A 16,780-nucleotide genomic window follows, 5' to 3' on the forward strand; every position below is an offset into this window, starting at 1 on the left:
CCGAGCTATGGCTGACGACACCAGTATTTTTATCGGCGCCAGCCGCAAGCCCGACGACAGCTATCAGCGCGCCGAAAACCTGCTGCTGCAATACGGAAATCGCCATGGCCTGGTGACCGGCGCCACCGGTACGGGCAAGACCGTCACCTTGCAGATCCTGGCCGAGGGATTTTCCAACGCCGGCGTTCCGGTCTTCTGCGCCGACATCAAGGGCGACCTTTCCGGTATCGCCATGATAGGCACCGCCCAGGATTTCCTGGTCAAGCGGGCAGAACAGGTCAAGCTCGACCCTTACGACTTCCAGGAATTTCCCGTCATCTTCTGGGATCTGTTCGGCGAGCAGGGCCACCCCATCCGCGCCACCATTTCGGAAATGGGCCCGCTGCTCCTGTCGCGGCTGATGAACCTGACCGACGCGCAGGAAGGCATCATGAACATTGCCTTCCGCATTGCCGATGAAGAGGGCCTTCTTCTCCTCGACCTCAAGGACCTGCAGGCGCTGCTCGCCAACATCGCGGAGCGCGCCGAGGAAATCAGCGCCCGTTATGGCAACGTCACCAAGCCGTCGGTGGGGGCGATTCAGCGCACGCTGCTGGTACTTGAGCAGCAGGGCGCGGCGAACTTCTTCGGCGAGCCGGCTTTGCGCATTGCCGACATCATGCGCACCACCCGCGATGGTCGCGGCGCCATCAGCGTGCTGGCCGCCGACAAGCTGATGATGAATCCGCGCCTCTACGCGACGTTCCTGCTCTGGCTGATGTCGGAGCTGTTCGAGGAACTGCCGGAGGTTGGCGACCCCGACAAGCCGAAGCTGGTGTTCTTCTTCGACGAGGCGCACCTCTTGTTCGACGAGGCGCCGAAGGTGCTGATCGACCGGGTCGAGCAGGTGGTCCGCCTGATCCGCTCGAAAGGCGTCGGCGTCTATTTCGTCACGCAAAACCCCTTGGATATCCCCGAAAAGGTCCTGGCCCAGCTCGGCAACCGCGTGCAGCACGCGCTGCGCGCCTACACGCCCCGCGAGCAGCAGGCGGTGAGGACGGCGGCCGAAACCTTCCGGCCCAATCCGGATTTCGACTGCGCCACCGCCATCACCCAGCTCGCCACCGGCGAGGCCCTGGTCTCTACCCTGGAGGCCAAGGGCATTCCGTCCATGGTCCAGCGCACGTTGATCCGTCCGCCGTCATCGCGGCTTGGACCCATCACCCCTGCCGAGCGGCAGAAGCTGATCGGGGAAAGCCCGGTCACCGGCCAGTATGACCAGGTTGTCGATCGCGAATCGGCCTTCGAAATGCTGCAGAAGAAGGCAAAGCAGGCGCAGGACGCCGAGGCGCAGGCGCAGCAGACCGGCACCGGCGGCTCGCGCTGGACCATTCCAGGCTTCGGCAATGACGATCCCGCGCCGCAGTCCGGTGGCCGGCGCGCGCCTGCGCCGCGCCCCTCCAATCGCCAGACGGTGGCCGAGGCCGCGATCAAGTCGGTGGTGCGCTCGATCGGCTCGTCGGTCGGACGTGCCATTGTGCGCGGGATTCTGGGTAGTTTGTCGCGGGGACGGTAGATCAGGGCAGCGGCAACGCTGCTGCCCCCTGAACTCAGAAGCCCCCTGAAACTCAGAAGCCCCGTGAAACTCAGAAGATCGCGTTCGTGACCGCTTTGACTGGGCCGAGCAGCACCGATCCATCCGGCACGCCGGCATCGATCGGGATCGCCTTGTGGTTGGCCGTCGCCACCATCGGCTGGCGAGCGTCGCTGGTCACGATGACCGGCGTCTTCGAGGGCACGCGGTCATAAAGGTCGATAATGTCCTGGTTCATCAGGCGCACGCAGCCCGACGACACCGATTTGCCGATCGAGCGCCATTCCGGCGAGCCGTGCAGGCGATAGAGCGTGTCCACATTGCCCTGGAAGAGATAGAGCGCACGTGCGCCGAGCGGGTTCTTTAGGCCGCCGGGCATGCCGCCATTGTCGGCGCTGTACTGCTTCAATTCCGGCTGGCGGGCGATCATCTCATCCGGCGGCGTCCACTTCGGCCATTTCTGCTTCCACTGGACGACGGCGTCGCCCGACCATTCGAAGCCGGCGCGGCCAAGGCCGACACCATAGCGAATGGCCTGGCCGCCCGGGCGAACCAGATAGAGGAAGTGGCCTGTCGTATCGACGACGATGGTCCCCGGCTTCTGCCCGGTCGGGTCGGGTACGATCTGGCGCAGGAACTGCGGATCGATCCTGTCGACGGGGATGGCCGGCAGATCGAAACCGCCATCGTTGACCGCAGCGTACATCGACGCATAGTCGGCGAGCGGAGGCTCGACATACGTTGGTGGCGGCGGCGGCTCGACTGGTCCCGGTCCGGTGGTGGCGCATGCGGAAACCGCTATCGAGGCGGCGCCCAGGGCTGCGGCGTTGAGGAAGCCGCGACGGCTCAGGCGATAGGATTCGATTTCGGTTATGGACATGGCTGCCTTCTTTAAGACTCAAATCGCAACAAAGCGTCAACACGCGACGTTCGCTGCGGGTGCCTGACAACACCTGAGGCGATAGGCGGTTCCGATTCTGGCTCGAACGTGGACAAACAAAGGCGAAGGTGTGACTGCGCCGCCACTGTGGCGCTGGGGCCACAGGTCAGTTAGGCACCGGATACGAGTGCCTCCAGCGATGGCAGGATCAGGGCCGGTGGCAAGTCCTGGTATTCCTCCGGCTGGTTGGAGCGGTTGATCCAGACCGTACGGAAGCCGAATTTGGTGGCGCCCGCAATGTCCCAGCGATTGGAGGACTGGAAGGAGACCGCGCCGGGGTAGAGGCGCCATCCGGTGGCGACCATGTCGTAGACAACAGGATCGGTCTTGAAGCGACGCACCGCATCGACCGAATAGATGTCGTCCAGGACCTGGTCGAGTGCCGCCGACTTGACCGCTGCCTGCAGCATTTCGGGCGAACCGTTGGAGAGGATCGCCAGCCTGGCGCCCGAAGCCTTGAGCGCTTTCAGCACGGCCGGCACTTCGGGATAACAGTCCAGCCGCCAGTAGGCTTCCAGAAGTTTCGCCTTGAGGCTCGGATCGGCCGAAGGGACCTTGCGCAAGGCGAAGTCCAGCGCCTGTTCGGTCAGCTGCCAGAAATCGGCATAGGCGCCCATCAGCGTGCGAACCCAGGAATACTCGAGCTGTTTGGCGCGCCAGATTTCGGACAGGAGTTGGCCGTCCGGGCCGATCGCGTCCGCATGGCGGCGCACGGCGGCGTGCACGTCGAACAGCGTGCCATAGGCGTCGAACACGTAGGCGGCGTATTGCATGGCAACAGTTTTGAGGCGAGGCGGGACAAGGTGCAAGCCTTGATTGCAGCGCACCCGTCGCTGGCCTCAACAAAACTCCCCGATGCTGGTTGACGGCGGCGGTCAAAGCATCATCCAATGTTGTCACACAAGATTGACCGGAACGGGAAAACGCGATGACACTGGCGGCGGCGGCGCAATCCGCGACATGGACTTTCGTCGATGGCGATTGGTACGAAGGCAATGTCGCCATTCTGGGGCCGCGCAGCCATGCCATGTGGCTCGGCACCAGCGTGTTCGACGGGGCGCGCTGGTTCGAAGGCGTGGCGCCAGATCTCGAACTCCATGCCGCACGCGTCAATGCCTCGGCGATCGGGCTTGGGCTGGCGCCGAACATGACGCCCGAGCAGATCGTCGGGCTGACCTGGGACGGATTGAAGAAATTCGACGGCAAGACGGCGGTCTACATGAGGCCGATGTACTGGGCCGAGCATGGCGGCTACATGGGCGTGCCGGCCGATCCCGCCTCGACCCGTTTCTGCCTCTGCCTCTATGAATCGCCGATGATCTCACCGACCGGCTTTTCGGTGACCGTGTCGCCATTCCGGCGCCCGACCATCGAAACCATGCCGACCAACGCCAAGGCCGGCTGCCTCTATCCCAACAACGGCCGCGCCATCCTCGAGGCCAAGGCGCGCGGCTTCGACAACGCGCTTGTGCTCGACATGCTGGGCAATGTCGCGGAGACCGGAAGCTCGAACATCTTCCTGGTCAAGGACGGCCATGTGCTGACGCCGGCGCCGAACGGAACCTTCCTGTCCGGCATTACCCGCGCGCGCACGATGACGCTGCTTGGCGACTATGGGTTCACGACGACTGAAAAGACGCTGTCGGTGCGGGATTTCCTCGAAGCGGACGAAATCTTCTCGACCGGCAACCACTCCAAGGTGGTGCCGGTCACCCGCATGGAGGGCCGTGATATGCAACCCGGCCCGGTGGCCAAGAAGGCACGTGAACTCTATTGGGAGTGGGCGCATTCGACCTCGGCTGGCTGAGATAGCCCGCCTTTTGTCTGCGCGCGGCTGGTCACAGGAAAAGCGTGTGACAGTTCCCGGGAACCCGCTTAGAAAGGGAACCGGCGCTTCACTTCCGGAGTTGCTCCAGCTCAATCCCGACCTATCTTACTCCGGTATCCACACCGGATTTTCCACGAGGGAGTACTACCTATGGCTTTCGAATTGCCCGCTCTGCCCTACGACTATGAGGCCCTGCAGCCCTATATGTCCAAAGAGACGCTGGAGTATCACCACGACAAGCATCACAAAGCCTATGTCGACAACGGCAACAAGCTCGCCGCCGAAGCCGGCCTTGGCGATCTTTCGGTCGAAGAGGTGGTCAAGCAATCGTTCGGCAAGAATGCCGGTCTCTTCAACAATGCTGCCCAGCACTACAATCACATCCATTTCTGGAAATGGATGAAGAAGGGCGGCGGCGGCAACAAGCTCCCTGGCGCGCTGCAGAAGGCTTTCGACAGCGATCTCGGCGGTTACGACAAGTTCAAGGCTGATTTCATTGCCGCCGGCACAACGCAGTTCGGTTCGGGCTGGGCCTGGGTTTCGGTCAAGGACGGCAAGCTGGCGATATCGAAGACGCCGAACGGCGAGAACCCGCTGGTTCATGGCGCATCGCCGATCCTCGGCGTCGACGTCTGGGAGCACTCCTACTACATCGATTATCGCAACGCCCGGCCGAAATACCTCGAGGCCTTCGTAGATAGCCTGATCAACTGGGATCACGTGCTTGAACTCTACGAAAAGGCGAATGCCTGATCAATCTTCCGAAAGGCCCGGCACTCCCGGGCCTTTTCTTTTCGTCTCGAACCCCACGGCTAGGGTCATGCAATTTCATGCGGGAGAATGGGAATATTCCACCTCCCGCATCCGTTAACGTCCTGTCCTGAAATGCCTTCACCACGGAGCCAAATGAATGAGAAAGCTTGTCATCGCCATCTCCATGCTCGCACTCGCCGCATCGGCGGCCTTTGCCGATCCGATCCTCGATCGGCAGGCTCTGATGAAGGAACGCGGAAAGATCGTCGGCGGCCTGTCGAAAGTGGTCAAGGGCGAGGAGCCCTTTGATGCCGCCGCGGTGCTGACGCAGTTGCAGGCACTGCAGGCAAATGCCGAGAACTTCGACGTAGAGGCCTTGTTCCCGAAGGGCACCGACACCGGCGACACCACGGCGGCGCCAAAAATCTGGGAAGACATGGCCGGCTTCAAGGCGACCGAGGACAAGTATCTCGCCGATGTCAAGGCTGCGGTCGCGGCGGCTCCGGCCGACGTCGATGCGCTGAAGACGCAGATCGGCACCATCGGCTCGGACTGTGGTACCTGCCACCAGGGCTACAGGGTCAAAAAGGGCTGATCGCCAGCCATGGCATGGCTGAAGAAGCTCGTCGGCGCGGCCCTCGTCCTGGGCGTCGCCGGCGCGTCGGCGGGGTGGCTGCTGTCGGCACCGGTCACGCTTGATGCGGCGACCCTGGCGCAACTCGGCCCAGGCGATGTTGCCCGGGGCAAGCGCATCTTCTATGCCGGCGGCTGCACCTCCTGCCATGCCAAGCCCGGGTCGCAGGGCGATGCACGGCTTCAGCTCATAGGCGGGCTCGAACTCAAGACGCCATTCGGGATCTTTGTTCCGCCCAATATTTCGCAAGATCCTAAGGACGGCATCGGCGCATGGTCGGCCGGGGATCTCGCTAACGCCATGCTGAAAGGTGTGTCGCCTTCGGGCGAGCATTTCTATCCGGCATTCCCCTATGCCTCCTATGCTCGCATGAAACCGTCAGATGTCGCCGACCTCTACGCTTTCTTGAAGACGCTTCCCGCCGTCGCAGGCAAGGCGCCCGGCAATTCGCTGGCGTTCCCGTTCAGCATCCGGCGCGGCATTGGCCTGTGGAAGCGGCTCTATCTCAGTGACAAGCCTGTCGTGCCCCTGCCTGATGGCGCGCCAGACCCTGTGATGGCAGGCCGCTACCTGGTCGAAGGACCGGGCCATTGCGGCGAATGCCACACGCCGCGCGACCTCGCTGGAGGCACCAGGAAAAGCGAATGGCTGGCCGGTGCGGTGGCCGCCGAGGGCTCGGGCGTCGTGCCGAACATCACTTCGGGCGAGGGAGGTATCGGCAGCTGGTCCGCGTCCGACATCGCAAACTACCTCGAAACTGGATTCACGCCGGATTTCGATTCCGTCGGCGGCGCCATGGTCGACGTGCAGCGCAACATGGCCGAGCTGACGGCGGACGACCGTGCGGCGATTGCTGCCTATCTGAAGGCGGTGCCGCCGCATCCCAACGGCTATCCGGCGCGCAAGAAAAGTACGAACTAATCCTCGGACTGCAGGTGGCGATCGCCGAGGAAATCGAAGCCCGTTTCGAAGAAAAGGTTGTAGTTGCAGGTCATCTCCTCGCCAGGCGCGATGTCGCGCAAGGCGTAGGTCTCCTCGGGCGACGAGACATCGCAATTCGGCTCGTCGTCATGGTTCATGTAGCGGGCGTCGTCGGCTTCGAAGACGATATAGGCGGGATCGCGACGGTCGGGGTAGGAATAGCGGTCGAGGTAGTTCTTCACCGGCCCGGTTTCGCTCTCATAGGTCTCGACGTCGATGATCCGATCGAACCGGGGGTCGAGCTTCCAGACCAGCGTGCCCTTGGCAATATGGTTCTTGGCAAACACACCGATGCCCTGGATCGGCGATTTGTCGAGATAGACGTCGACGAGCAGCATAATGGACCCTTGTGCAAGTGCGGACTTCGTGCCCGGGAAAACCGTGCCTTGGGTAGCGCGCGACCGTCGCAATTGCGAGCGGAAATGAGCCGCGCGGAATTCAAAAGTGATGATCATCAGGCCTGCCAGCAGACGTGGGTCGCCTGGCCTCAGCGCTCTTGCAAGGCGAGGCGGACACCCAGGGCGCAGTAGATGCCGCCGACAACCTTGCCTTGCCATTTCAGCACTGTCGGATTTCGGCGCAGGAAACTGCCGAGCCGCCCTGCGCTCACGGCAAACACGACCGTGCTGAAAAGCCCCAGCATGACGAAGATGATCCCCAATACGGCCAATTGAACCATCACTGATCCGTTTTCGGGCCGCACGAACTGAGGCAGGAACGCCAGGAAGAAAAGCGCGGTCTTGGGGTTGAGCACCTCGGTCAGGACAGCCTGTCGAAACGCCTTGCCGGCGGAGCTTGCAAGCGCGCCGGCGGTCGGATCGGTTGGCGCTTTCTCGATGATGGCCCGAATGCCGAGGTAAACGAGGTAGGCTGCGCCGATATACTTTACGATGCTGAACAGCGTCGCCGATGTGGCGATGATCGCCGAGATCCCAACCATCGCCATGGCGGTATGAAACACATCGCCGGCCGCGATCCCGCCGCCTGTGGCGATTCCGACTCTCGTCCCCGAACTCGTTGCGCGGGCGATCGTCAACAGCGTGGCCGGGCCAGGAATGAAGACAAAGCCGAGCACAACCGCGATGTAAGCTATCGCTGTGGCCAGATCGATCATCGCGGCGTTCCTCCGTGAGCTATGCCTTGTCCGTCACCTTCAGCGTGAAGGCATAAGTATAGGCGATCTCCTCCAGGCGTGAAAACCGGCCGGAGGCACCGGCATGGCCGGAATCCATGTTGATCCTGAACAGTACCGGATTGTCGCCGCTCTTGCGGTCGCGCAGCCGCGCAACCCATTTGGCCGGCTCCCAATAGGTGACGCGCGGATCGGTGAGACCGGCGAGCGCCAGGATCGGCGGATAGTCGAGCGCGGCGACATTGTCGTATGGCGAATAGGCGGCGATCGTCAGGTAATCGTCGGCCGACGCGATCGGATTGCCCCATTCCGGCCATTCCGGCGGGGTCAGCGGCAGCGTTGCATCGAGCATGGTGGTGAGTACATCGACGAAGGGAACCTCGGCCACGATGCCGCCGAAGCAATCCGGCGCCATGTTGGCGATGGCGCCCATCAGCATACCGCCGGCCGAGCCGCCTTGCGCGACGATTCGGTCATGCGCGGTATAGCGCTCGGCAACGAGGTGGCGGGCGCAGGCGATGAAATCGGTGAAGGTGTTCATCTTGTGCGCCCGCTTGCCGTCGTCGTACCAGCCATATCCCTTGTCCTTGCCGCCGCGCACGTGGGCAATGGCAAACACGAACCCACGGTCCACCAGCGAGAACCAGTTGGTGTTGAAGGCGGCCGGCACGGTGATACCGTAGGAGCCGTAACCGTAGAGCAGGCATGGCGCGGAGCCATCCAGCGGCGTGTCGCGGTGATGCAGAAGCGAGATCGGCACCAGTTCGCCATCGGCCGCCGGCGCCATCAGCCGCCTCGTGACGTAGAGATGCGGATCGTGGCCGGACGGCACTTCCTGGGTCTTGAGCAGCACACGCTCACGAGTGCGCATGTTGTAGTCGAACATCTGCGACGGTGTCGTCATCGACGAGTAGGAAAAACGCATCATCTCGGTGCCGTATTCCAGGGACCCTGAAAGGCCGAGCGAGAAGGCTTCCTCATCGAAGGAAATCAGATGCTCTTCGCCGCTGGCCCGATCCCGCACGACGATGCGCGGCAGGCCTTCCTTGCGCTCGAGCCGCACCATGTGGTCCTTGAAGCCGATCACCGACAGGATCAGCCGGCCGGGTTCATGCGGCACCAGTTCCTGCCAGTTGGCGCGGACCGGGTCGCTCGCCGGCGCCGTCATGATCTTGAAGTCCTTGGCACCGTCCGCGTTGGTCAGGACGAAGAAGATATCGCCGCCTTCCTCAAGTTCATATTGAAGGCCGGTCTCGCGCGCCGAAACCAGCTTCGGCTCGGCAAATGGATCGCTGGCGCTCAACAGGCGGTATTCCGAAGTCTCGTGATCGTTGATGCCGATCATGATCCATTGGTTGTTGCGGGTCCCGTCGACGTTCATGAAGAAGCCGGGGTCGGTTTCCTCGTAGATCAGCCGGTCGTTTTCAGGGGCCTGCCCCAGTGCGTGGAACAGCACCTTCGACGGCCGGTGGTTTGGGTCGAGACGCGTATAGAAGAACCCGTCATTGCCCGCGTCCCAGACCCCCGAACCGCCGGTGGCCTGTATCTGGTCCGCCAGCTCCTTGCCGTCGGCAAGGTCGCGCACACGCAGCGTGTAGAATTCCGAACCCTTGTCGTCGAACGCCCATAGCAACTTGCTATGATCGGCCGAATGATCGACGCCGCCAAGCCGGAAATAGGCCTTGCCCTCGGCCTCGGCGTCGCCGTCGAGCAGGATCTGCTCGGGTCCGCCGCCGCGCGGCGTTCGGAAATAGCGCGGCTGCTCGCCGCCGAGCTTGAAGGAAGAGCCGTAGGCATAAGGCCCGTCCTTCATAGGAACGGAAGAATCATCTTCCTTGATGCGGCCCTTCATTTCCTTGAAAAGCTGCTTTTGCAGATCTGACGTGTCGGCCATCAGCGTCGACTGATAGGCATTCTCGGCTTCGAGTTCGGCGCGGATCCCAGGATCGAGCAAGGAAGGATCCCTGAACATTTCTTGCCAGTTATCCGCTCGCAGCCAGGCATATTCATCGGTTCGCGTGATGCCGTGATGCGTGTCCGAGACGGGCCTTTTCTCGGGGGCAGGGGCGCTGGCGATTGGAAATCGGGAAGTCCTGGTCATTGCGTCTCGCTCTGGAAATATCTTGAATGACGAATGAACACGCCGATCAGGGCAGGTTCAAGAGCCGTGGCGTAGAGTTGGTGTCGGCCCATGCGACGGCCGGGGGAGAGAAGATGACTATTCGGTCTCGTATTGCTGCGGCTTTCGCCGTCGCTTCGCTAAGTCTGGTCTTTGCCGGCCAGTCTCATGCGACCGTATTTTCGGCTTGGCAAGTGGCCAATGTGCCGTTCGGCGACACGCTCAATGTGCGCAAATATCCGTCGGGAACATCCCAGAAGCAGGCAGCCTATCCGAACGGGATCGTCCTGCAGATGACCGGACGATGCACCGGCGGCATAAACCTGCTCGATATCGCCAATCAACCGGCATGGAAACAGCAGCAGACGGTTCGCTATCGCTGGTGCGAAGTCTGGCATGAGCCGGCCAAGAACGGCACCTTCGTGACCGGCTGGGCCTATGGCAGATATATCATCCCGTATTGAACGACCATCGATTTTGGCCCCGACTGGTTCGGCCGGCGGGCATGTCGCCTGGTTGCCTGCCCGACAGAGAGGAGCGGCAACCTGTGGTTTTGAGGACAGATGCGAACAACCAAGTTTGCCGAAGCGACGGCAAAGCAAACGAGAGCATTGAAACCTGATTTGTGAGTTATCGCGAATGTAACGGTGAACTGACGTTACGTCAGGCTTTATCGGTTTGGCGGGCGAAATATCGAAAAATTACATGATGCACGAAAGATTGAAGCTGATCGCGGAATAGTTGATCAAGATTCATAAATATAATGCGCGCAACGAATTGACTTACTTGACCTGCGGCCGCATTGATGTCCCCGTGACACGAATCGTGGCAGCTCTATCTGCGCAAATTCGTGCAATGCCCTGCCTGTAAAAAGGGGCACAGACCGACGTAACTCTTGTTGGGGCCTGAAGACCATGGATATTGTCGAAACACCTTCCAGAAACAATGATGCGCTGATCGAGCTCACCGCCGACGTGGTGGCTGCCTATGTCAGCAACAATCCGGTGCCGGTCGGCGAACTGCCGAACCTGATATCCGATGTCCATGCCGCCCTCGGGCGTGTGGGCGGAACCGTCGAACAGGCGCCTGCCGACAAGCAGAAGCCGGCTGTCAACCCGAAGCGTTCGGTTCATGACGACTACATTGTCTGTCTTGAAGACGGCAAGAAGTTCAAGTCGCTCAAGCGTCACCTGATGACCCACTACGATCTGACGCCCGATCAGTATCGTGAAAAGTGGAACCTGGACCCAAGCTATCCTATGGTTGCCCCGAATTACGCGGCGGCCCGCTCGCAGCTTGCCAAGAAGATGGGCCTCGGCCGCAAGCGCAAGGCGGCGCGGTAGTCGCTGCTTGCCAGATTGGATTGAAATCAAACGGCGCCTTCGGGCGCCGTTTTGATTTCAGGGGTGGGTGGAAGATCGACAGGTCGGTCAGGCAGTCTGGGCGAGCGCCATCTCGGCGTCGCGTTTGATGCGCTTGACCATCGAGCGAAGGCCGTTGGCACGCTGGGGCGACAGGTGCTCGTCGAGGCCGAGTGCCTTCAGCGTCGATTCCGCATCGATTTTCTGGATTTCGCTGGCCGTCTTTCCGGAAAACAGCGCCAGCATGATCGCAACCAGTCCGCGCACGATATGGGCGTCCGAATCGCCGGTGAAGGTGATGACGGGGTCGGCGCCCGGACCCCGTTCGGTGGTCAGCCAGACCTGGCTGACGCAACCTGGCACCTTGTTGGTGGCGTTGCGCTCCGCATCGGGAAAGGGCGGCAGCGCTTCGCCGAGTTCGATGACGTAACGATAACGATCCTCCCATTCGTCAAGGAACGAGAAGTCGTCGCGGATCGTCTGGATCGTCGTCGTCATGACCCGGATATAGTCACGCGGCGGCGCCGCGTCACGGAAAAAACAAGGACACCGCGGGCGTCGAGAGGGCAGACTGCCCGCGGTGCGCCGTCGAGACGGCTTAATTGTTTATCGGCAGGTTGACCGTTTCAGGCAGGACGACTTCCGGCACGCTGCCCGTCATTGTCGAGGTATCGGGGCCGGCGGACTTGTCGTCCAGCATGGCCGCCGCGATCTTGGCAGTTTCCTTGGCGCGTGCGGTGATGGTGTGCATCGCCGACTTGCCCGTCTCGCAGACATCGGGCTTGCGTTCGCAGATACCGGCGATGTCGCCGACGGCGTCTCGCGCCGCGAACAGGGCCTGGATCGGCCCGACGCTTTCCTGGCCCGTTTCATCGGACCCGACACCCAGCGGCAGCGCCAGCAGCACCAGTGAAAACCAGAAAGCCATTCTTATCAGGAAGAACATGCCTTGCCTCTCGTCGTGACCGGATCATGCATCATATGGCATGACCTCTTTTATGGGCAGGATGTTGACACACAGGCACGAAGGACGGCTTGCACGATCGCCGAGAATTTTCCTCAAATTTTAGGCAAATTCGAAACGAAGCGTTTTGCTGTCGATTTGTTTCATATCGGAACGATCCTTCTCACCATTCGATAACCATCTATCCCGTTGAATGAATTGTGTCTTCGAGGAAATAAAGCGGCTTCGACGACTTGGCCCGCGGTCCGACGACAGGGCCGCCAGGATAACCCTCCGTTTACTATGGCTGCATTTGACCGGGTTTTCGGCCGCCGTCATCCCGATATTTGCCGCAGGGCGGGCCTTGGTCGGCCCCTGCCTTATCCATTCCTTAAACGCTGGATGCGAGTTTCAAAGCCAACCAAGACAATCTGCAAAAGCAGAGCTGTTCACGACGAGTGCGAGTGCGTTGAATTGATGCCGATCGAGGCCAGATACGCTGAATTGCCTGGTGCAATAGCGGCCGGTTGTGAGCGCATGGTTCATCCCAGCGTTCTCGAACGGAGCGACCGCGAGCGCCAGCGCCGTTTCATCGGCGTGATGCTGGCCGCGCCGTTTTTTGCAGCGGGTGCCGCGGTCACGCTGGTTACATCGGGGATGGGCGCCGCGGTGACCATGGCCGCCATTTTCGCGGCCTTCGGCCTGTGCTGGTTCGTCGCCCTGCTGGTAGCCGCTACCGGCAAGATGGCTGCCGCGGGGCCGATCGCCCTGGCGATGGCGGCGCTTGCCCTTGCCGGTCTCATCGGTGCCGCCGGCGGATTGAGTTCACCTGTCGCCATGCTTGCCCTGGCGTTGCCATTCGAAGCCTGGTGGATCGGCGCGTCACGGCGTGCGGCATTGTGGGGGGGCGCGACAGCCGTCATCGCCATCGCCCTTCAGTCCTTGTCGGCCGCCTTCCTTCCATTCACGGATGCGCACATCGCCGCCTGGCATTGGCTGGTGCCATTGGCCTGGGCGCTGGCCCTCATCCCGCGCATATCGGCTTTTCGCGGCACTGCCGGCGCGGCCGATACGCTCGATGCGGGTGATCGACTGGAAGACATCATCGACGCGGTGGTCTTGCGGGTCGCCCGCCACGGCGAGATCGTGGATGCATCCGCCAAGTCGCGTACGCTTCTGAAATTGCCGCCTGAACTGTTGTCCGGAACGGGCCTCTTCGATCGGGTGCACCTGTCGGACCGCGTCTCCTATCTCAGCGCCCTGGCCGACATGCGTGACGGCGCACGGTCGCGCCGCCTCGACTTGCGCATCAGGCTGCCCCAGAGTGGCAACGGCGCCCACAATGGAAATGGCTTTGTGGCCGACAATTACCAGCCATTCGCGCTCGAACTGGTGCGTGGCGAGAAACAAGGCGACGTCTTCACGCTTGTCCTGCGCCAGAATGACGAGACCGCGCGGCTGCGCGAAGAACTGGCGCAAGCCAATGAGACGGCGGCCGCCGCCGAAGTGGCCAAGGGCCGGTTCCTGGCAGTCGTGAGCCATGAACTGCGCACGCCGTTGAACGCCATCATCGGCTTCTCCGACATGCTGCTGCACGAGATGTTCGGCACCTTCAAGGATCCGCGCCAGAAGGAATATGTCGGTCTGGTGCGGGACTCGGGCCAGCATCTGCTGGCAGTCGTGACATCCATACTCGACGTGTCGAGGATCGAATCGGGCGTCTACGCCACCGAGCCGGAGCCGTTCCGGTTCGTAGAAGCCGTAGACATGTGCCAGTCGATGATGCGGCTGCAGGCGCAGGCCAAGAATATCGACCTGCAGACGCAGATCGCCCCTGACGCCGGCGATATCAATGCCGATCGCCGCGCCGTACAGCAGATGCTCATCAACCTCGTTTCCAACGCGATCAAGTTCACCCCCGACGGCGGCGATGTCGTCGTCGGCGCCAAGCGGATCGGCTCACGTCTGCATTTCTGGGTGAGGGACACCGGTATCGGCATCGCCGAGGAGGATTTCGCCAATCTCGGCAAACCCTTCACGCAGATCCAGAACGACTATACCCGCCGTTTCGAGGGCACGGGTCTCGGCCTTTCCCTGGTGAAGGGGCTGGTGGCCTTGCATGAAGGGACCATGTCGATCGAAAGCATGCCGGGCGAGGGCACCACGGTGACCATCAGCCTGCCGGTCGGCGGGCCGAAGGGGCGCCCCGCCAACCCGACCGGAGTGCTGACAATGCCGGTGACGAGGGCGAAAGGGGACGGAAATGGCTCGCTCCGCAAAACAGGCTAAGGCGCTCAAACGCCGCGGCAATGCCTTTCAAGACGGCGCCATCGCCGTCGGCGGCATGATTTCGCGCAATCCCGTCCTGGTGGGAGGATCGACCGCATTCCTGGTGACGCTGTTCTACGTCTCGGCGAATGCGCTATGGTATCAGCCTTTCCCGCACGCCGGAGCGTTTTTCGCCACACGCAATTTCCAGGGCTTTCCGCACGCCGCCGCCGACGAGCCCGAGACGACAATCAACATCGTGCGGTCCAATGCCGCGCCCGCCCCGATCAAGGGCGACCCGGTGGTCGAGCAGGTGCAAGGCATATTGAAGGACCTCGATTTCTACTCCGGCACCGTCGACGGCATCTCCGGCCCCAACACGCGCAAGGCCATACAGGCCTATCAACAGAGGGTCGGGCTGAACGCCTCGGGCGAGATCGACGCACTGCTCCTGGATCAACTGGGTGCAACGCCGAAGACGGCTGCCGTGCCGAAACCGCAACCTCGTCCTGACATGCCGCCAGCCGCCGTTCCCGTTTCCTTGCAAACCAACGAGGCACAGGCGAACGCCGCTTTGCAGGGGCCTGACCCCCGCATCGTCAAGATCCAGGCCGGGCTGAAGGCCTTCGGCAATGACGACATGCAACTGGATGGCGTCGTCGGTGCACGTACCAAGGCGGCGATCAAGGAATTCCAGTCGCTGTTCGGCTTGCCGCAGACCGGCGAGCCCGACGAGATCGTCTACGTCAAGATGCGCGAGATCGGCCTCACCAACTGACGGCAGAAAACGACGGCTCGCCCTGCACGGGAAATTTCGGTAGAGAGCCCGCATGTCGTCGGGAGTCTTCCATGCGCGTAACCGCTGATCTGTGGGTCTCGGCCCTGTTGCGCCGGGTTTTCGGCGCCGGCGGATTTGCCGCCGTGGTCAATCGCGGTGCGACGGAGGCCGGGGCCGTGTTCATCCTGGCGCGGGGCAGGCTGGGTGAAACGGCTCTCTACGGGCCGGCACCGCAGACAAGCTACGATTCGGCCAAGCCCGAAGACCGGTTTTTCAGCCTTCTCGCCGCCGGCAATGATGCCGCCGTGCTGGATGCGAGACTGGAGCGCGAGAAAAAATTCGATCCCGACATCTGGGTGGTCGAGATCGAGGCCGGGAGCGTTCCCGTCGAGGAGCTTATTTCCGTGAAGACGCCCTGAGGCCGGGGGCGTCGGCTTCGTCGCTGTTGGAGGCCCTGCGGCTGTCGCCGTTTGCCGGTGGCTTGCCGCGAACCGTCTTGGACAGGGTTTCGGCCTTCCACTCCCGCACTTTGTCCAGGGCCGCGTCGCGATGCAGCAGGCGGTAGCGGTCGAGATAGGCGCGGATGGCCTGGGGATGCGGGAACAGGCCGGGATAGACGGCGACAGTGATCAGGAATGCCCGGTCCTCGCTGAAGTCGAGCGAACGCAGCGCCGCAAGCAGCGGCGCATAGTTCTGGTGGAAGGTCAGCGATTGCGCAATCGAAAAATCAATGTCGAGAGCGTCCGCCAGCGCGGTGTGGAAGAACGCGGCATTTCCCGTCAGTGCCGTCTCGCGCAGTTTGACAAAGGTGTCCGCACCGGGGAACGCGTCGACCTTCGCCGCCAAGGCTTGGTCGCCGGTGCGCATCATGGAGCGCAGCTTACGCCGCGCGCTCTCGGCGGCAACGCCGGGTGTCTGCTGAGTTTCCGCGCTGTCCGCCGTCGCTTGCGCCTTCACGACAAGGCTCTGCGCCGGGGCAGCTTCCGGATCCCGCGTCCGCACCAGGGTTGGCCTTTCGAGCGCCCTGATCAGATCGGCGATCGTCGGGTTCAGGTCCTTGCGCCGCGCTATGGCGCGCGCATGCGGCAGCCCATGCCGGCCAATCAGCGCGATCAGGTCGATGTCGCTGACGGCGCGCGAGCGGATGAGCAGTGGAGCGGCAATGTCGACCGGTTCCTCGCAGAGGCGCCGCACCAGGGCCGCGGGTGCGTATTCGCATTCGGAAAGGGCGGCTGCCACGAAGCGCCGCGATTCGACGGATACATCATCGAACAGAGGCAGCGTCAGGTCTTCGAGTTGGCCGATCTCCCGGCGCGACGGCCGCGTCAGAGAGCAGAACGCGGAAACGGCGGCGCGGAACAGCCTTTCGGCTTTTCCCGCTTGCGTCCTTATCGCGATTTGCCTGAAATCCGAAGATGACACGAAGGATACGCCTGACACCAGATACACACTCGACCTCGCGCACCGGGA

At 62.2% G+C, this 16,780-nt stretch carries 18 protein-coding genes; 10 read left to right on the forward strand and 8 right to left on the reverse strand.

Translation table 11 applies throughout. The features are described from left to right. Positions 1-7: 7 nt before the first annotated feature. On the forward strand, positions 8-1,555 hold the full coding sequence (locus tag LB554_RS10795; RefSeq protein ID WP_224584479.1) for a helicase HerA-like C-terminal domain-containing protein: 1,548 nt from the start codon (positions 8-10) through the stop codon (positions 1,553-1,555). A 70-nt stretch (positions 1,556-1,625) separates the two neighbouring features. Here LB554_RS10795 and LB554_RS10800 read toward each other — a convergent pair whose 3' ends face one another. Together LB554_RS10800 and LB554_RS10805 are read right to left on the reverse strand one after the other, a co-directional pair. Then, complete coding sequence (locus LB554_RS10800) at positions 1,626-2,453, reverse strand: L,D-transpeptidase (protein WP_015318657.1); 828 nt, start codon at positions 2,451-2,453, stop codon at positions 1,626-1,628. 170 nt (positions 2,454-2,623) lie between these two features. Continuing rightward, positions 2,624-3,286 carry a haloacid dehalogenase type II gene (locus LB554_RS10805; protein ID WP_140618589.1) on the reverse strand — a complete coding sequence of 221 codons (663 nt, stop codon included), beginning with the start codon at positions 3,284-3,286 and terminating at the stop codon, positions 2,624-2,626. A gap of 155 nt (positions 3,287-3,441) precedes the next feature. On the opposite strand from LB554_RS10805, the gene LB554_RS10810 reads away from it, so the two are divergent. From LB554_RS10810 to LB554_RS10825, 4 genes are all read left to right on the forward strand, one after another. Further along, positions 3,442-4,320, forward strand: coding sequence for a branched-chain amino acid aminotransferase (locus tag LB554_RS10810; RefSeq protein WP_224584481.1), 879 nt, complete (start codon positions 3,442-3,444; stop codon positions 4,318-4,320). Between the two features lie 171 nt (positions 4,321-4,491). After that, entirely contained in the window at positions 4,492-5,094 is a 603-nt protein-coding gene (locus LB554_RS10815) for a superoxide dismutase (protein WP_015318654.1), read from the forward strand. Positions 5,095-5,251: 157 nt separating this feature from the next. Further along, the gene (locus LB554_RS10820) at positions 5,252-5,689 is read left to right on the forward strand and encodes a c-type cytochrome (RefSeq protein ID WP_224584483.1); all 438 of its coding nucleotides are present in this window, start codon (positions 5,252-5,254) and stop codon (positions 5,687-5,689) included. 9 nt (positions 5,690-5,698) lie between these two features. Beyond that, on the forward strand, positions 5,699-6,649 hold the full coding sequence (locus tag LB554_RS10825; RefSeq protein WP_140618581.1) for a cytochrome c: 951 nt from the start codon (positions 5,699-5,701) through the stop codon (positions 6,647-6,649). Here LB554_RS10825 and LB554_RS10830 read toward each other — a convergent pair. The 3 genes from LB554_RS10830 to LB554_RS10840 form a co-directional block, all read right to left on the reverse strand. Next, positions 6,646-7,047, reverse strand: a complete 402-nt coding sequence (locus LB554_RS10830) for an SET domain-containing protein (protein ID WP_015318651.1) — start codon at positions 7,045-7,047, stop codon at positions 6,646-6,648. The genes LB554_RS10825 and LB554_RS10830 overlap by 4 nt on opposite strands. Positions 7,048-7,196: 149 nt before the next feature. Further along, positions 7,197-7,823, reverse strand: a complete 627-nt coding sequence (locus LB554_RS10835; protein ID WP_140618579.1) for a LysE family translocator — start codon at positions 7,821-7,823, stop codon at positions 7,197-7,199. A gap of 19 nt (positions 7,824-7,842) precedes the next feature. Then, positions 7,843-9,942, reverse strand: a complete 2,100-nt coding sequence (locus tag LB554_RS10840) for a S9 family peptidase (protein WP_224584487.1) — start codon at positions 9,940-9,942, stop codon at positions 7,843-7,845. A gap of 113 nt (positions 9,943-10,055) precedes the next feature. On the opposite strand from LB554_RS10840, the gene LB554_RS10845 reads away from it, so the two are divergent. Beyond that, positions 10,056-10,424 carry an SH3 domain-containing protein gene (locus LB554_RS10845; protein WP_224584489.1) on the forward strand — a complete coding sequence of 123 codons (369 nt, stop codon included), beginning with the start codon at positions 10,056-10,058 and terminating at the stop codon, positions 10,422-10,424. Between the two features lie 450 nt (positions 10,425-10,874). Further along, positions 10,875-11,303, forward strand: coding sequence for a MucR family transcriptional regulator (locus LB554_RS10850; protein WP_015318648.1), 429 nt, complete (start codon positions 10,875-10,877; stop codon positions 11,301-11,303). Between the two features lie 87 nt (positions 11,304-11,390). Here the strand turns inward: LB554_RS10850 and LB554_RS10855 are convergent, their stop codons facing one another. Together LB554_RS10855 and LB554_RS10860 are read right to left on the reverse strand one after the other, a co-directional pair. Further along, on the reverse strand, positions 11,391-11,819 hold the full coding sequence (locus LB554_RS10855) for a SufE family protein (RefSeq protein WP_224584491.1): 429 nt from the start codon (positions 11,817-11,819) through the stop codon (positions 11,391-11,393). A gap of 100 nt (positions 11,820-11,919) precedes the next feature. Further along, positions 11,920-12,267 (reverse strand): DUF5330 domain-containing protein, encoded by a 348-nt coding sequence (locus tag LB554_RS10860; protein ID WP_015318646.1) that lies wholly within the window; start codon positions 12,265-12,267, stop codon positions 11,920-11,922. A gap of 534 nt (positions 12,268-12,801) precedes the next feature. Here LB554_RS10860 and LB554_RS10865 point away from each other — a divergent pair. The 3 genes from LB554_RS10865 to LB554_RS10875 all read left to right on the forward strand — a co-directional run bounded on the left by LB554_RS10865 (position 12,802) and on the right by LB554_RS10875 (position 15,729). Further along, the gene (locus tag LB554_RS10865) at positions 12,802-14,553 is read left to right on the forward strand and encodes a PAS domain-containing sensor histidine kinase (protein WP_224584493.1); all 1,752 of its coding nucleotides are present in this window, start codon (positions 12,802-12,804) and stop codon (positions 14,551-14,553) included. Beyond that, positions 14,528-15,310, forward strand: coding sequence for a peptidoglycan-binding protein (locus LB554_RS10870; protein ID WP_224525860.1), 783 nt, complete (start codon positions 14,528-14,530; stop codon positions 15,308-15,310). The genes LB554_RS10865 and LB554_RS10870 overlap by 26 nt, the downstream gene beginning before the upstream one ends. Before the next feature lie 71 nt (positions 15,311-15,381). Continuing rightward, a complete protein-coding gene (locus LB554_RS10875) occupies positions 15,382-15,729 on the forward strand; it encodes a DUF1491 family protein (RefSeq protein WP_224525857.1) in 348 nt (115 codons plus the stop codon). On the opposite strand, the gene LB554_RS10880 is transcribed toward LB554_RS10875, so the two are convergent. After that, positions 15,707-16,732: a hypothetical protein gene (locus LB554_RS10880; RefSeq protein ID WP_224525854.1), complete on the reverse strand. Its 1,026-nt coding sequence runs from the start codon at positions 16,730-16,732 to the stop codon at positions 15,707-15,709. The genes LB554_RS10875 and LB554_RS10880 overlap by 23 nt on opposite strands. Positions 16,733-16,780: the final 48 nt, after the last annotated feature.

Source organism: Mesorhizobium sp. CO1-1-11, from assembly GCF_020164995.1.
Classification (GTDB): domain Bacteria; phylum Pseudomonadota; class Alphaproteobacteria; order Rhizobiales; family Rhizobiaceae; genus Mesorhizobium; species Mesorhizobium australicum.

Excerpts from the sequence above, each read along its gene's own strand:
- LB554_RS10795 (WP_224584479.1), top strand. The coding sequence starts at position 8 with ATGGCTGACGACACCAGTATTTTTATCGGCGCCAGCCGCAAGCCCGAC.
- LB554_RS10800 (WP_015318657.1), bottom strand. The coding sequence starts at position 2,453 with ATGTCCATAACCGAAATCGAATCCTATCGCCTGAGCCGTCGCGGCTTC.
- LB554_RS10805 (WP_140618589.1), bottom strand. The coding sequence starts at position 3,286 with ATGCAATACGCCGCCTACGTGTTCGACGCCTATGGCACGCTGTTCGAC.
- LB554_RS10810 (WP_224584481.1), top strand. The coding sequence starts at position 3,442 with ATGACACTGGCGGCGGCGGCGCAATCCGCGACATGGACTTTCGTCGAT.
- LB554_RS10815 (WP_015318654.1), top strand. The coding sequence starts at position 4,492 with ATGGCTTTCGAATTGCCCGCTCTGCCCTACGACTATGAGGCCCTGCAG.
- LB554_RS10820 (WP_224584483.1), top strand. The coding sequence starts at position 5,252 with ATGAGAAAGCTTGTCATCGCCATCTCCATGCTCGCACTCGCCGCATCG.
- LB554_RS10825 (WP_140618581.1), top strand. The coding sequence starts at position 5,699 with ATGGCATGGCTGAAGAAGCTCGTCGGCGCGGCCCTCGTCCTGGGCGTC.
- LB554_RS10830 (WP_015318651.1), bottom strand. The coding sequence starts at position 7,047 with ATGCTGCTCGTCGACGTCTATCTCGACAAATCGCCGATCCAGGGCATC.
- LB554_RS10835 (WP_140618579.1), bottom strand. The coding sequence starts at position 7,823 with ATGATCGATCTGGCCACAGCGATAGCTTACATCGCGGTTGTGCTCGGC.
- LB554_RS10840 (WP_224584487.1), bottom strand. The coding sequence starts at position 9,942 with ATGACCAGGACTTCCCGATTTCCAATCGCCAGCGCCCCTGCCCCCGAG.
- LB554_RS10845 (WP_224584489.1), top strand. The coding sequence starts at position 10,056 with ATGACTATTCGGTCTCGTATTGCTGCGGCTTTCGCCGTCGCTTCGCTA.
- LB554_RS10850 (WP_015318648.1), top strand. The coding sequence starts at position 10,875 with ATGGATATTGTCGAAACACCTTCCAGAAACAATGATGCGCTGATCGAG.
- LB554_RS10855 (WP_224584491.1), bottom strand. The coding sequence starts at position 11,819 with ATGACGACGACGATCCAGACGATCCGCGACGACTTCTCGTTCCTTGAC.
- LB554_RS10860 (WP_015318646.1), bottom strand. The coding sequence starts at position 12,267 with ATGTTCTTCCTGATAAGAATGGCTTTCTGGTTTTCACTGGTGCTGCTG.
- LB554_RS10865 (WP_224584493.1), top strand. The coding sequence starts at position 12,802 with ATGGTTCATCCCAGCGTTCTCGAACGGAGCGACCGCGAGCGCCAGCGC.
- LB554_RS10870 (WP_224525860.1), top strand. The coding sequence starts at position 14,528 with ATGGCTCGCTCCGCAAAACAGGCTAAGGCGCTCAAACGCCGCGGCAAT.
- LB554_RS10875 (WP_224525857.1), top strand. The coding sequence starts at position 15,382 with ATGCGCGTAACCGCTGATCTGTGGGTCTCGGCCCTGTTGCGCCGGGTT.